Annotated in this window: 11 protein-coding genes; 6 read left to right on the top strand and 5 right to left on the bottom strand. The window is 42.7% G+C overall.

Going from position 1 to position 14,107, the window contains the following annotated elements:
- Nucleotides 1-27: 27 nt before the first annotated feature.
- Genes iorA through RE474_RS00775 form a run of 3 tightly spaced genes read left to right on the top strand, consistent with a single transcriptional unit; the run spans nt 28 to nt 3,885 of the window.
- Nucleotides 28-1,911, top strand: a complete 1,884-nt coding sequence (gene iorA / locus RE474_RS00785) for an indolepyruvate ferredoxin oxidoreductase subunit alpha (protein WP_309311094.1) — start codon at nt 28-30, stop codon at nt 1,909-1,911.
- A gap of 2 nt (nt 1,912-1,913) precedes the next feature.
- The gene (locus RE474_RS00780) at nt 1,914-2,534 is read left to right on the top strand and encodes an indolepyruvate oxidoreductase subunit beta (RefSeq protein WP_309311093.1); all 621 of its coding nucleotides are present in this window, start codon (nt 1,914-1,916) and stop codon (nt 2,532-2,534) included.
- Nucleotides 2,535-2,550: 16 nt separating this feature from the next.
- Nucleotides 2,551-3,885: a phenylacetate--CoA ligase family protein gene (locus RE474_RS00775; protein ID WP_309311092.1), complete on the top strand. Its 1,335-nt coding sequence runs from the start codon at nt 2,551-2,553 to the stop codon at nt 3,883-3,885.
- 5 nt (nt 3,886-3,890) lie between these two features.
- On the opposite strand, the gene RE474_RS00770 is transcribed toward RE474_RS00775, so the two are convergent.
- Both RE474_RS00770 and RE474_RS00765 read right to left on the bottom strand, forming a co-directional pair.
- Nucleotides 3,891-6,062 carry a diphthine--ammonia ligase gene (locus RE474_RS00770; protein ID WP_309311091.1) on the bottom strand — a complete coding sequence of 724 codons (2,172 nt, stop codon included), beginning with the start codon at nt 6,060-6,062 and terminating at the stop codon, nt 3,891-3,893.
- 171 nt (nt 6,063-6,233) lie between these two features.
- A complete protein-coding gene (locus tag RE474_RS00765) occupies nt 6,234-6,620 on the bottom strand; it encodes a hypothetical protein (protein WP_309311090.1) in 387 nt (128 codons plus the stop codon).
- Between the two features lie 264 nt (nt 6,621-6,884).
- Between RE474_RS00765 and RE474_RS00760 the strand changes: the two genes are divergently transcribed.
- From RE474_RS00760 to purQ, 3 genes are all read left to right on the top strand, one after another.
- Nucleotides 6,885-7,472 carry a CDP-alcohol phosphatidyltransferase family protein gene (locus tag RE474_RS00760; protein WP_309311089.1) on the top strand — a complete coding sequence of 196 codons (588 nt, stop codon included), beginning with the start codon at nt 6,885-6,887 and terminating at the stop codon, nt 7,470-7,472.
- 154 nt (nt 7,473-7,626) lie between these two features.
- Entirely contained in the window at nt 7,627-7,878 is a 252-nt protein-coding gene (purS, locus tag RE474_RS00755) for a phosphoribosylformylglycinamidine synthase subunit PurS (protein ID WP_309311088.1), read from the top strand.
- Nucleotides 7,875-8,570, top strand: a complete 696-nt coding sequence (gene purQ / locus RE474_RS00750; protein WP_309311087.1) for a phosphoribosylformylglycinamidine synthase subunit PurQ — start codon at nt 7,875-7,877, stop codon at nt 8,568-8,570. The genes purS and purQ overlap by 4 nt, the downstream gene beginning before the upstream one ends.
- 332 nt (nt 8,571-8,902) lie before the next feature.
- Here purQ and rnhB read toward each other — a convergent pair whose 3' ends face one another.
- The 3 genes from rnhB to RE474_RS00735 all read right to left on the bottom strand — a co-directional run bounded on the left by rnhB (nt 8,903) and on the right by RE474_RS00735 (nt 14,007).
- Nucleotides 8,903-9,574 carry a ribonuclease HII gene (gene rnhB, locus RE474_RS00745; protein ID WP_309311086.1) on the bottom strand — a complete coding sequence of 224 codons (672 nt, stop codon included), beginning with the start codon at nt 9,572-9,574 and terminating at the stop codon, nt 8,903-8,905.
- Nucleotides 9,575-9,676: 102 nt separating this feature from the next.
- Entirely contained in the window at nt 9,677-11,890 is a 2,214-nt protein-coding gene (locus RE474_RS00740; protein ID WP_309311085.1) for a type II secretion system F family protein, read from the bottom strand.
- 29 nt (nt 11,891-11,919) lie between these two features.
- On the bottom strand, nt 11,920-14,007 hold the full coding sequence (locus RE474_RS00735) for a type II/IV secretion system ATPase subunit (RefSeq protein ID WP_309311084.1): 2,088 nt from the start codon (nt 14,005-14,007) through the stop codon (nt 11,920-11,922).
- Nucleotides 14,008-14,107: the final 100 nt, after the last annotated feature.

The following is a 14,107-nucleotide window of genomic DNA, read 5'->3' as shown; positions in this document are numbered from 1 at the left end:
TCTTTTATTCATCTTCATTCAAGAGGAATGACATTGACCGGTAAACGTATACTAATGGGCAACGAAGCCATTGCTTTTGGAGCCATGAAAGCTGGCCTCCAGATCGCAAGCGGTTATCCTGGCACACCATCCAGTGAGGTCATGGAAACCATCATTTCACATGCAAAAAAGTACGGTATCTATGCCGAATGGGCAACCAATGAGAAAGTAGCACTTGAAACAGCAGTTGGTGCTGCATATTCCGGTGCCAACACTATTGTAACAATGAAACAGGTCGGCCTGAATGTAGCTTCAGACCCTCTAATGAGTCTTTCTTACATAGGCATCAAAGGCTCACTTGTAATTCTTGTTTCCGATGACCCAGGACCACATTCATCCCAGACCGAGCAGGACACAAGAGCGTTCGGCCACTTCTCCAACATTCCTGTTCTTGACCCTTCAACCCCGCAGGAAGCCTATGACATGACAAAACTGGCCTTTAAGCTTTCACATGAGCTTGAAACTCCTGTTATTCTGAGAACTACAACAAGGGTTTCCCACGGCTGTGAGGATGTGCTCATTGAGGACATTGAGCCAGTAACAAGGGATATTGAAGGATTTGTGAAGGATACAAGATGGACTATATTTCCTAAACTGACAGCCCAGCGTCATCCTCTTCTTGAAGAACTACAGGTCAAAATGTCTGACCGTTTTTCAGAATACTTTAATGACAATACTTTTAACTCAATCACAAAGGGAAGTAGCAAAATAGGAATTGCAGCTTCCGGTGTTTCCGCTCTTTATGCAAAGGAAGCAATAAAAGAGCATTCTGATGTGTTCTCCTTTTTCAAAGCAGGCACTGCATATCCTTTCCCTGAAAATGCGGCTCTTGGGTTCATGGAAGGTTTAACCGACCTGATAGTTGTGGAGGAACTTGACCCTTATATGGAAGAGCAGTTCCTGCAAATAGCAGGCAAATATCATCTTGATATCAATATCCACGGAAAGAAGAACGGTTCTTTCCCTGTAAGCGGTGAATATGATGTTGATGTAGTTGTGGACAGCATCAACCTCGCGCTTGATAACATAGGTAGCCAGAATCTCAAGCTTTCTCATTCAGTTGCAGCCGTAAAACCAGAGGATATTCCACCGCTTCCTATCCGTGCTCCAACATTATGTGCAGGTTGCATGCACCGCACAGTATTCTATGCTTTCAAGAAAGTTGCTGCTAAAATGAAAAAGCAGGAAGGTATCGATTCAGTATTTTCAGGTGACATTGGATGTTACACTCTTGGAAATGCACGTCCTCTTAACATGGTGGATACCTGCCTCTGCATGGGTGCAGGAATAAGTGTGGCAGCAGGCCTTTCCCGTACTCCTGAGTTCATGCAGGGTAAGAAAGCAAAACAGGTTGCATTCATAGGTGATTCCACATTCTTCCACTCCGGTATCGCTGCTGTTGTAAGTGCTGTCTATAACAATGCTGACATAACGATTGCAGTGCTTGATAACCGTACAACTGCAATGACAGGACACCAGCCTCATCCCGGTATAGGTTTGACAGCCATGGGCTCCCCTGCAAAGATGATAGACATTGCAGAGGTTCTCAAAAGCTGTGGTGTCGGCATGGTAAAAACAATTGAAGTCGATGACCTCGATAAGTGTATGGATATAGCTACCGAGGCAATGGAATTTGAAGGTCCGTCTGCTGTGGTGTTCAAAGGTAAATGTGTTGCTATATGCAAGGCAACTGGACAATATGTTGTGGATGAGGACAAGTGTACCAACTGCAAGTTGTGCATCAACCAGCTTGGTTGTCCTGCAATATTCTCAATATCATCTGGCATTCCTGTAATTCAGGACACCTGCAGTGGATGTGGTCTGTGTGCACAGATTTGTCCGGCTGGTGCAATTGTACTGAAGGAGGCCTGAAAATGAAATTCGATATTCTCATTGCAGGTGTAGGTGGTCAGGGTGTTGTACTGGCTTCCCGTTTACTTGCTACCGCTGCAATGGATGCAGGTTTCCATGTTGCTACAGCCGAGACCATAGGAATGGCCCAGAGAGAAGGTTCAGTAACCAGCCATGTAAGAATAGGTGACGATGTATGCGGCTCATTGATTCCACAGGGAAAAGCAGACCTGCTTATAGGTCTTGAACCTGCAGAAGCTGCAAGAAATATTCTTTTCCTCAGCAAAGATGGTAATATGGTTGTCAATGAGCATGCTATTATGCCTTCAACTCAGGGATGCGATGAATACAACCCCGAGAAGATACTGGAGTTTCTGAAAGAGAGCTGTCCGCAAATCATTACAGGAGATTTCACCGGACTTGCAAAAGATGCCGGAACATACAAGGCTGCCAATGTTGCCATGATAGCAGCATCCGCAGGCGCTGGCCTTTTGCCATTCTCTGAAGAATACCTGTGGGGTGTGCTTGAGAAGATGATCCCTGAAAAGTACAGGGATGTTAACCGCAGGGTCTTTGACAAAGCTATTGAAAGTGTTTCAGGGAAATCTGTAAAATCCTGCAGGGAAACAAATGAGGATAAATGATCACAGGGTGAGTTGAATGTGTAACTGTCACGATAACAATAGCAAGAAGCTTGCAGACAAAGAGAAAAATGATGCTGATTACCGCAATCTCTGTGATTATGATACGTCCATAGAAAAGAGAACCGCCAGTCTCATGGACCTTTTGAAAAGAGTTACCGAAGGCAGTCCGTTTTACAGGAAAAAGTTTGCAGAAGCTGGCGTTGATATTAATGAAATTAAATCTCTTGAGGATATCAGCAAGCTTCCTTTCACCACAAAAGAGGAACTAAGGGATGCATATCCATTGGGATTACAGGCTGTTCCTGATGAAGAAGTCGTAAGGATACATTCATCTTCAGGTACAACCGGAAGCCCTGTTATTATTCCGTACACAAAAGGGGATGTAGAGGTCTGGGCTGACATGATGATGCGCTGCTATAAGATGGCAGGGCTCACAAATACGGACAGGATACAGATAACTCCCGGTTACGGATTATGGACAGCTGGTATCGGATTCCAGGCAGGTGCGGAACTTCTGGGTGCAATGGCTGTTCCTATGGGTCCGGGAAACACAGAGAAACAACTTCGGATGATGCAGGACCTTAAATCCACAGCTCTTACGAGCACTTCATCCTATGCTCTCCTTCTTGCAGAGGAGATCACTAAAAGAGAACTGAAAGATAAGATCCACCTGACCACCGGTATAATAGGTTCCGAACGCTGGAGTCCTAAGATGAGGGCACGTATCGAGGACGAGCTGGGAATAGATACCTATGACATCTTTGGCCTGACCGAGATTTACGGACCTGGGATTGCTCTAGACTGTTCACTACATGATGGTCTTCATTACTGGTCAGACCACTTACTCTTTGAGATCATAGATCCTGTTACCGGTGAAACATTGCCGGATGGAACTCTCGGTGAGCTTGTGATCACCACTCTCACAAAAGAAGGTGCTCCGCTCATACGTTACAGGACAAGGGATCTGACACGTATCTACCCGGAACCATGCAAATGCGGCTGTCCTTTCCCGCGTATTGACCGTTTGCTGGGACGTACTGATGACCGCATCAAGATCAAGGCCGTTAATGTCTACCCCGGACAGATAGAGGATGTCATCATGAGGGTGGAGGGTGTGAGCAGTGAGTACCAGATAATTCTTGAAAGGGAAGGCGGAAGGGACAGTATGCTCTTCAGGGTTGAAATCGAGAATGCTGATGATCCTGAGGCCAATAAACAGAGATCAAAACAGATGAACAAGGCTTTCCATGATTTCATCGGTGTAAGCGTTGATGTGGAATGTGTTCCAATCGGAGCATTGCCACGTAGTGAAAAGAAGAGTAAGAGAGTTATCGATAACAGAGAGATGTGAGAACATCAATCTTTATCCACAAGCACAGCATTGGTGATAACCACTTTTGCTGTGTACTCATCCCGTTCAATGACTTCCATTTCCTTAATCTCTATCTTTTTGTGATACATCGGTCCGTCAGTTACAAAGCTCTCAAACTCGCCGCCTTCACCGGCAACATTGAGTCCTATCTTTTCGTTGAGCTTGACAAGTTTCTCGATGTCCTTTTCGGTGATAATACGGCCTACCCAGTTTTTGTTAAGACCGTATGCAGCTACACTGCTGAAAATGAATTCAAATCCAAGGTCAAGGAGCTGGTACATTTCTTTTTCCTGATCAATGTGCCACAGGGGTGAGAACGCCTTTAGTCCGAGTTCGTCACAAACCTTCTCGATCCTCTCACGCTGGTAGTTTGAATAAAGAGCACCGGTGATAACACCTTCAATACCGAACTCTTCCTTTGCACGAATGATGGCATTCTTCATGTCATCCAGTTCTTTTTCCTTTTCTCCTTTAGTGAGTTCTTCGATGAGTGGGAGTTCCATTGCTTCTGCCTGCAGGCGTGCAAGGTCAATGTTAGGGGTGTGGAACATGTATGAGTCGAGGTTCTGGCTCTTGATGGTTATCAGACACTCTATGGAATAGTTCTGCTGCTGCATAACATGCATTGCATAATTACTGTCCTTGCCTGAACTGAACAGAACTCCCAATTTGAGGTTTGGCTGTCCGTAGAACTGCTTCAGGTAGTCAGTCTTTGTTTTACAGCCTGCTTTCTTTGCAAGTTTCCCGATGGCCTTGTCAAAACGACTTCCATATTGTGCAGCCTGTTTCCTGCGCTGGCTGACCTCGGCAGGAATGCCGATCTCTTCAGCGAGCATGCGGAGTATGAGCTTGTTCTGCTCTTCATTGATCTTGTACTCAGGCGGGATTTTCAGACAGTAATCCACAAACCTCTTGTCAAGATAAGGAACACGCAGCTCGATGTTGTTGTTCATTGAAACAACATCATCGCGGTATGTGTTCTTTTCATAGATCTTCAGAACATCAGCATAGCAGTCTCTGCTTATATCTGTGGAACGTTTGTGACGGTCATAACCTGCAAAGATCTCATCGGCTCCTGAGCCGGAGAACATCACCCTGATGCCGTCTTCTCTTGCAGCCACACATGCTGCATACATTGTCAGTGCAACACCGACTTTTGGAACGTTGCTGTCTTCAACAAGAGGAACCACGTCTTTGAGATATTCTTCAACTTCATCAAGGTCTATGATTTTGATTTTCAGGTCGAGTCCGAGTTCTTCTGCCATCTTCTTTGCGTATTCCACGTCAGGTGGAAGCTGAACTCCGGAAAGGCCAGCGGTGTAGCATGTAAAATCAATTCCCGGCTTTTTTCCCATAAGTTTGCAGAGACTTGCAATTATTGTAGAATCAAGTCCTCCTGAAAACAGGATTCCGAACTTCTCTTCCGGCATGCGGATCGATACTGCATCTTCCAGTTTCTCAAGCATTACTTTTTCAAGTTCTGCAATGCTGCCTTCGTGTTCCGGTGTAATAGAGAAGAATTCCCTGTTGAATTTCTCAAGACTTCCGGTTTTGATGTTGTAAGCCAATATCTCTCTGGGGTTGAGTTCCTTGATATCTGCAAAACCATTCCTTGCAAGTGCTTTTTTCTCAGAGCAAAATGCAAAGCCACCAGAACCAGAGTTGCTGTACCAGAGTGGTTTAAGGCCAACAATGTCCCTTGCAATGTAAACTGTGTCATTCAGCCAGTATGCGATGGCGTAGACACCGATAACCTCACGGAGCACCTCATCTATGAGCTGCATCATGTCGGTCTCAGATTCTATGGCTCTTTTCTCAATTAGTTGGATCAGCAGATCAGTATCGTTCTCAGCTTCGATCTCGTATTTCTCAGCAAGCTCTTTCCAGTTGTATATCTCACAGTTGGCAACCATTTTTCCTTTATAAACAAGAGGTTGCAGGACAAAGTTGACCATGGAGTGCAGTCTGTGTCCCAATACATTTCTCTCAGGGATTTCACTGTCAATTTCAAGTGAATCTACATTTTCTGCACGAAAAACTTTCTCAGCAGTGCAGATCCCAATTCCATCGAGTCCTCTGTTCTTTGTGATTTCCAGGGAACTGAGGGCATATTCCAGTGAATTGTCATTATTAAAAAAGCCTGTAATTGAGCACATATTCTGATCGGTGACCTGTTTTTAGTTCAAAGAGGTGTTAGCCTGATAAATACTTTGAGTATTGTGGTGTAAAATAATAAAAAATGAAAAAGAGAGGATTATTCTAACAGAATAAACAAAATAATAACAAAATAAATGTAAGTTAAAAAATAAAGTTAAAGAAAAATGTGCTCAGGGCTTACATTCCAGAGCAACGCGTTCTTCGGGTGAAAGTGAGATGTAGAATCTCAAGATATCATCAGGGTCCATGTCAAGTCCAAGGTTGTATCCGTTGGCTCTCCCAGCCCTGAGGAAAGTATCTTCTTTTTCATGCTTTTTGAGCATAAGAGCCTGAACCTCTTCATTGCTGAGTTTTGACATATCAGCTTTCCTGAGAAGACCAATGAGCAGGAAATTGTTCTCTATGCGTTCGTAATAGTTCTCTGTCGTGTTCTCTGCCTTTTTTTCAGGCTCGAACAAATATGCGGTCCCCCCATTAGAGTCCGTGTAGGCAAGTGATATTTTTCTAAGTACCAGTTTTCCGTTCTCGCACACCAGAATCTTACGTTCGGTCTTCATTTGCTTTCCTCGATTTTTTTAATAGAACGGGTACAACACCCCAGGTATTTTCACAAATTGATCTATTCCTATCCTGTGAAATTACTAACTGCAATTAATGCTTTCTCAAATTAGTATATATTATTTTCTCTACTATACTATCTAATGATTATCATCATAATGAGGAACTCTATTTACTCTGTGCATTTTAATTTCATAAAATGCAACAGATGAAATAGAATGAGATTCTAAATAGTTACAACAGTTACAGGATAGAGGAATATAATGTTCAGTGAACTTAAAGATACTATCAGGTCTTCGATATTACCATTTGTGAAATGGATCCCATTATCTCCAAATTCGCTCACCATAATCGGTCTTCTGATTAGTGTCTGGGCTGCATTTGTTTTCGCGACAGGTGACCTTATAACAGGAGGTTTACTTATCCTTTTCAGCGGTTTTTTTGATATGATAGACGGTGCCGTTGCACGGGCAAAAGGTCGTATGACAATATTCGGGGCTGTACTGGATTCCGTATGTGACAGGTATGCAGATGCAATCATATTTGCTGGTATCATTTACGGTTCAGTTACCGGTGCTATCGTCCAGACCAGCTTGTTCTCAGTGCCACTGTGGTTCTGGGTCGTCTTTGCCATCATGGGCTCGTACCTTGTGAGTTACGTGCGTTCCAGAGCGGAAAGCGCAGGAGTAGCTTCAATGAATATCGGTATTGCCGAAAGACCGGAGCGTATGATCATCCTTGTTGCAGGTTCACTTAGCGGCTATCTTATGGAATCCATTGTCCTGATCGTTATCCTTACACACATAACAATGGTTCAGCGTTTGCTATATGCAAAAAAAGAGCTTTTATAATATTCTTTTTTATGATTTTATCATTGTCATTTTTGTATTTAGGAACTGGAAATGGCATGTCTCAATGCAAAGCTTATAATATAAGGCGTTATTATTAATTGCCTAGTTAACTGTTATATTATTATCAATATACATCATCAAATGAGGATTCCAAATGCAATATCAGGCAGATGTAACCATTGAACTTAAAAGCGGTATGCTTGACCCTGAAGGCACAACAATCAAAAGGGCACTTGAGCACTTAGGATATGAGACCGACAGTGTAAAAACAGCAAAGAAATACACAATTGGTCTTCAGGCAGAGAACATCCATGATGCCAGAGAGACAGTCGAGCAGATGTGCCAGAAGCTCATCGCAAACCCGATCATCCATAATTATGAAATATCTCTGAGGGAACTGCAATGAGTATAGGTATTGTACAGTTTGGTGGCAGCAATTGTGACCTTGACGTGTTGCATGTCTTAAAGGATGTTCTTGGAGTTGACGCTGAACTCGTATGGTACAAGGAAGAAGACCTTTCCCGTTTTGACGGAATAGTTGTTCCGGGAGGATTCTCATACGGAGATTACCTCAGGGCCGGTGCCATCGCAGCACGTACTCCTGTCATGAATTCCATCAAAGCACTTGCAGAAGCCGGTAAACCTGTCATAGGTATATGCAACGGTTTCCAGATTCTCACAGAATCCGGCTTGCTGGATGGAGCTCTCACAACCAACAACTATCCTAAATTCAAATGTGAATCCACACTTCTAAGAGTTGAGACAACTGACACACCATTTACATCGAAATTCAAAAAAGGTGAGATTGTCAGCATTCCTATCGCTCACATGGAAGGTAATTTCTATGCAGACGAAGCAACCCTTTCAAAACTTGAGGACAACGGCCAGGTTGCATTCAGATATGTGGACAAGGAAGGTAAGGTCACAGACGAGGCAAATCCTAACGGCTCACAGGAAAACATTGCAGGCATTGTAAGTGCAAAGAAGAACGTACTTGGTATGATGCCACACCCTGAAAGAGCTTCCGAGGAAATACTCGGCTCAAAAGACGGTATCAGAATATTCGAATCAATGATGGAGTTCATCTCCAAAAATTGATTCCACTCTTTTTTATTTCAATTAACTTTTATTTGATTTTTATTTCCTGCTCTTATCGTAGGTCATGGATAACTTGGGTTATCCCGAAGGGTCCGGTGAAGCCGGCGTTTTCCCATTAGACAAAACAAAATAGTCTGTGCAATACTTTCTTCACAAAACGTCTGTAAAAGTCATTCTCTCTCTATACAAAAATCTTTGGCACAATCTTCTGTATAGAAGTATCGGAATGTGCCGCCTTCGGCGTATGGTTACTTTATTTTTAGGTTTAAGACTATTTTTGTGTCATTCATATTAACAGGGATTTTACAGAGCCTTATTTTGTTCTTGCTGCTTTATTCCTGATCATTTTCAGCTTCAGCATTCTTCACAACATTCTCCGCCGTCTTCCAGGAATGTCTCACATAATCAGGTAATTCTCCATGCTCCTCATACCAGTCAGCAAGGAACTTCTTAGTTTTTGGGTCTGAAGGATATCCGCTTCCAAAATCCACATCATTCTCAGCTTTTAAGTCCTCTATAAGCTGGTCCCTGCGAACTTTGGCAACGATTGATGCAGCAGATACTATAGGATAACTTGCATCTGCTTTGTGCTTTGAAACAATTGTTATGTTGTCAGCTTTTTCAGGATTATTCTTCCTGTATTCTTCCAGAAGCCTGAAACCGAATCTTTCTTCTTTTACATCAGCAGCATCAGCATATGCAGTTTCAGGGTGAAGCTGTTCAAGCACTTTTGAGAATGCAAGAACCATAATGTCATTCATACTCATAAGGGTTCTGAGTTCATCTATCTGCTGAGCAGATATCTCTAAAACAAAGACATTTTCTGAATACTTTTCTATCTGCCCTGCAAGATGCACTCTCTTTTTAGGACTGAGTTTCTTTGAGTCGGCAACTCCAAGATTCTTCAATGTACTTTCCTTTACATCGTCAATCATAACCCCGCCGATGCACATTGGTCCTATTACCGGTCCCTTTCCAGCTTCATCTAATCCGGCTATTTTCATGAACAAATCCTCTCTGCTGATCAGTACAAAGGATCCTGATTCTAAAAAAGTATTTGCCAGGAGAAGTTTAAGTTCCTGGCTTAATCTATAATGTTTGTCCTATCACACGAAAAGCGTGAATATTATGTATCCAATGGCTATCATAATGGTAGAATGCTTCAGACCGGACATTACATTCCCTTCTCCCATTGCACCTGCCATGAGTCCTGAGCTAAGTCCCTGGATAATGGATGCGTGCTTGAACAGACGTGTGTATGCCTCAAGGTCAAAGCTTCCGAGGAATCCTCCTGTCTGTGAGCCTGAAGCTGCCATCTGTTCTCCGGCTGCTGCCATCTCGGTAAGGAAGGTTGTGGAAATAACAAATATAACTCCGACAAAGACGAAGAACGATATATAGATGATGACAATGTAGATCATCATGCTCATACCACGTTCCCTTTTCATTCCCTGCTCGGATGCTGCATCCCTTGCAGCAACCATAAGGACTTCACCGATATCTCCACTGGATTCATTGGCTTTTGTTATAAGTGAAAGTGACCTTGTGACAACCTGAGTTCTCAGACGATTTGCAAATCGTATCAATGCATCGTTGATCTCAAGTCCCCAGAAGATATCACGCCAGATTTTCTTAATCTCTTTGCTAATAGAATCTGTATCGGATTTGGCCATAAGTCTGATGGAATCCCTGAGCGTCATACCAGTTTCGTTGGTGCTGGCAAGCTTTTTCATGAAATCCGGGAAGCTATTCTCCAGCTTTCTTTTTCTTCTGGCCTTTATCTCATGGAATATAGAGAGTGGTACAATGATTATAAAGATTGCAAATACTATCTTATCGTCAATAAAATCAATGAAGTAGGCTGGATCACGTATTCTGTTCATGTCCATTAGTATGGGCACAAGGATTACAAGCAGAGCCAGTGGGATTGTGATTGCAAGCGTAGTAAGTGGTTCCTTAAGCATTGGCTGCAGAGGATTCAATGCTATACTCTTCAATGCAAGAGATTTCTTGGATTTGATGAAACCTTCGAAATAACCTCTATTGCGGATTTTCTCTTCTGTTTCACCAATGAGTTCACCATCTTCATTATAAACCTGCTCCAGATTACCTGGAACATCCGGTATTCCGTGGTCCAGAGTTTCATTTGTAGGTAGCAGTTTAGGTTCACCAAGCTCAGTCGGTGTGATAATACTGATCATCACAACGAACATTATGGAACCAATAGGCAATACTGCGTAGATGATGGCATATACCATGGTGGTAGTTCCTGAGCCCATGACAGCCATCATGACTCCCATGATAATAATGAAAAGGGGGCCAGCTACAAAGGCAGTGACATATGATTCTGCCAGCAGTCCCAGGGTTTCAAGGAATCCTTTCTGGTCGACTTCTGCCTTGACAAGATATTGTTCTGATTTGTCGCGGAAATAGTTAGGTATATTTCCTCCACTGTCAATAACAGTAAGAAGGTTATACATAAGATCTTGGAATCTATCAGAGGGTGTTGTTTCAGAAGCACTTGAAAGTGCGGTTCTCAGGTCATGTCCGAAATAATCCATATCCCTTACTATGGAATCAATTTCCTTGGACACTTCTCCATATGTGTCCTCAGACCTTGCAAGTGCTCTGAACACATCAATAATATTCATTCCGCCTTTACTAAGGGCGTACATAAATGTAACAGCATAAGGTAGCTGCATATCTATCTTGGCTTTTCTTTCGCTTGCCTGGAATCCTGGCAGGAGCATGAAAAGTGCATAAACAACTCCTCCCATGCCTACCATGAAAATAGCCGTGATGAATACACCAACAAATAATTCCTTGAAGGCCAGTAGCCATGCAAACCTGGGGCTGAATGTTAGGTTTGTCAGTTGTTCAGGCAATCCTACAAGGACAACAACAGTGTATGTAAGGAATAATCCTATAAGGGCACCTGCAATGCCTGCAACAAGGGAATAGAAGATTGCATTTGAGATGTACATCTCATGAGAAATAGGAATACGTGCCTGGTTAAGCTGTAGTTGAAGATTCTCATAGCTTTTGGCTTTGATCTTATCGCCAATAAGCACATAAGGTATTCTTTTAAATATCTCCAGGTAAATTCCAGCTTTCTTCACGTAATGATCGAAATCAAAACCATTATTTGGTTTTTTAGATTTTTTAGACTTATTTTTCTTATTTTTTCCCTTCTTATCATCGCTTACCGGGTTCTGAGCTGTCCGGGTTTCAGCAGATACATCCTCTTCACCAATCTCCTCGATAATATCTTCAGGGATATCTTCTGTCAGTATCTCAGAACTTTCCTTTATCTCAGTCACATTATCACACCCAGTTTTTCACACCAGTGTTATACCAGTTTTAATTTTTTCAGTACCTTTTCCGGTGTGGACTGGTAAGCATTGATAATATCGGAGATCTCCTGGAAATCTGTAATACCGTTGTTTGCCATGTATTCAAGGATCTTCTGACGATAGTACAATTCCTGATCTATCTTACCCTGTGCCCAACCACGCCTCATCTTGATGTCGAAAAGGGCTTTTGATTCGCCTGTACGGATGAACATGTCCGACTCTGAATCCCATACAAAGATGTCGTTTGTCCTGATGTTCCTTGTATTCGGATCGATGTCAACGATCTCTACCAGCTTGATGTTTCTTCTTACACGCTTACCATGGGTGTATGTCTGGGACTGGATGCTCATGATATCCAGTGCCTGGATCATTGTACGTGGAACACTGATAGGGGGGTTCTCAAGTCTGTGAATGGCAGATGCAACAGAATCAGCATGCATTGTTGAGAATGTGGTGTGTCCTGTTGACATTGCCTGGAAAAGTGTGAGTGCTTCCTTACCTCTTACCTCACCCACAAGCAGGAACTCAGGTCTCTGCCTCAGGGCTGCTTTTAGCAGGTCATACATATCAACAGCTCCCCTTTCATCTGCGGTGAAGGAATCCCTTGTAACACTGGGGATCCAGTTTGGATGTGGGAGTTTGAGTTCTCTTGTATCTTCAAGGGTGATGACCTTGGCTTTTTCAGGAATAAAGAGTGAAACCGCGTTAAGTGATGAAGTCTTACCTGATGCAGTACCTCCTGCATAGATCAGACTCTTGTTGTTCTCAATACAGAGCCAGAGATATGCCATAGATTCTGAGGAGAAGGTTCCCCATTTGATAAGGTCCACAGGTGTTATTGGTGTATCACTGAACTTACGGATAGTAAATGTACTACCGTGTGCTGTAACACTTGTACCCAGTGTCATCTGGATCCTGGACCCATCCGGCATGGTTGCGTCAACCATAGGTTCTGCAACTGATATATGCTTACCACTTCTCTGGGCCATCTGGATGATGAAAGAGTTCAGTTCATCCTCTTCATAGATGACATTGGTTGCGATATTCGTGTGTGCCCTGTGATAAAGGAAAATTGGCACGTCATGGCCATTGCCGGACACATCTTCAATGGAGTCATCCATCATCAGGGCATCGATCTTTCCGAACCTGACGAAGTCCCTCTTAATGAAATATGAGATCTTTGCCAGCATCGGCGGTGTAATTTCGATAGTGTAATCCTTAATAATGGACCTGATCTTCGAGTCAAGCACAGCTTCCTTGTCATCCTCTTCCTCACGTATCTCTTCCACAAGAAGCACATCTCTTAATCTATCCTTTATTTCAAGAAGGAAAGTATGTTCAAAATCAGTAAGTTCAGGTTCTACTATGTAGTAAAGGTGACCGTTGCGGTCTTCGTTGAATAAGATAACTATGAATGCATACGGTTCATTTACCCAGTAGCGTTCAACTTCTTCGTATCCTTCCACACCTTTGAACTCGGTAATAGGTCCGTGAATCTCCGGGTCATACGGCTCGATCTCATCTTCTGTTTGTTTGAAAAGGTTTTTGATCTTGTCAACAAATCCAAGCTTCTCGTCTTTTTCTTCCGCTTTTTCCTGTTCTTTCGGAGCTTCTTCTTCAGTTTCTAATTCCGTAGCCTCTGAGGAAATTAATTCTTCTTCCGGCACGATACTTTCAATTTCTTCTTTGCCGGTATCATCTTCATCTTCCTTTTCTATACTTACTTCTTCTTTAATTGGCTCAGGAGCTTTTTCCTCATCAATTCCAGTGATTAGTGGCTTTGAAGGTCCGAAATTTGGTGATTTTGGAAGTAAAATCCCAAAATCTTCATCACTTTCCTCTTCTTCTCTCTGATCCTCATTATCTTCATCGGTTATGGCTTCAGTTGCACTAAGCAGTTGAGCAAAATCCTTCTCGAATTTATCTCTTTCTTTCTCAATTTCCGACATTTCCTTCATTATGTCCGTGTTAAGGATTTCATCGTCAGTTTCCGGATCACTGGAAACTTCTTCATGATTGTCTTTTTTATTTTTGTTATGGGTGGAAGATTCTTCCTCAGAAATATTAGATTGATCATCGGCCATTGTTTCACCGCTGGATGAATAATTTGATTTTATAGTGAATCTCTAATTATTTGATGATGTTCAAGGTATCAAGAAATACGATTAATTATATTGTATTTGT

This window comes from Methanolobus sediminis (assembly GCF_031312595.1).
GTDB lineage: Archaea > Halobacteriota > Methanosarcinia > Methanosarcinales > Methanosarcinaceae > Methanolobus > Methanolobus sediminis.
Note: the sequence above shows the minus strand (reverse complement) of the source record. Positions and strands in the feature narration are given on the sequence as shown.

What these genes read in the sequence shown, in the direction of transcription:
- rnhB (WP_309311086.1), bottom strand. Translation starts at nt 9,574, where the DNA reads ATGAAAATAGCCGGATTAGATGAAGCTGGAAAGGGACCGGTAATAGGA.
- RE474_RS00765 (WP_309311090.1), bottom strand. Translation starts at nt 6,620, where the DNA reads ATGAAGACCGAACGTAAGATTCTGGTGTGCGAGAACGGAAAACTGGTA.
- RE474_RS00780 (WP_309311093.1), top strand. Translation starts at nt 1,914, where the DNA reads ATGAAATTCGATATTCTCATTGCAGGTGTAGGTGGTCAGGGTGTTGTA.
- RE474_RS00770 (WP_309311091.1), bottom strand. Translation starts at nt 6,062, where the DNA reads ATGTGCTCAATTACAGGCTTTTTTAATAATGACAATTCACTGGAATAT.
- iorA (WP_309311094.1), top strand. Translation starts at nt 28, where the DNA reads ATGACATTGACCGGTAAACGTATACTAATGGGCAACGAAGCCATTGCT.
- RE474_RS00735 (WP_309311084.1), bottom strand. Translation starts at nt 14,007, where the DNA reads ATGGCCGATGATCAATCTAATATTTCTGAGGAAGAATCTTCCACCCAT.
- RE474_RS00760 (WP_309311089.1), top strand. Translation starts at nt 6,885, where the DNA reads ATGTTCAGTGAACTTAAAGATACTATCAGGTCTTCGATATTACCATTT.
- purQ (WP_309311087.1), top strand. Translation starts at nt 7,875, where the DNA reads ATGAGTATAGGTATTGTACAGTTTGGTGGCAGCAATTGTGACCTTGAC.
- RE474_RS00775 (WP_309311092.1), top strand. Translation starts at nt 2,551, where the DNA reads ATGTGTAACTGTCACGATAACAATAGCAAGAAGCTTGCAGACAAAGAG.
- purS (WP_309311088.1), top strand. Translation starts at nt 7,627, where the DNA reads ATGCAATATCAGGCAGATGTAACCATTGAACTTAAAAGCGGTATGCTT.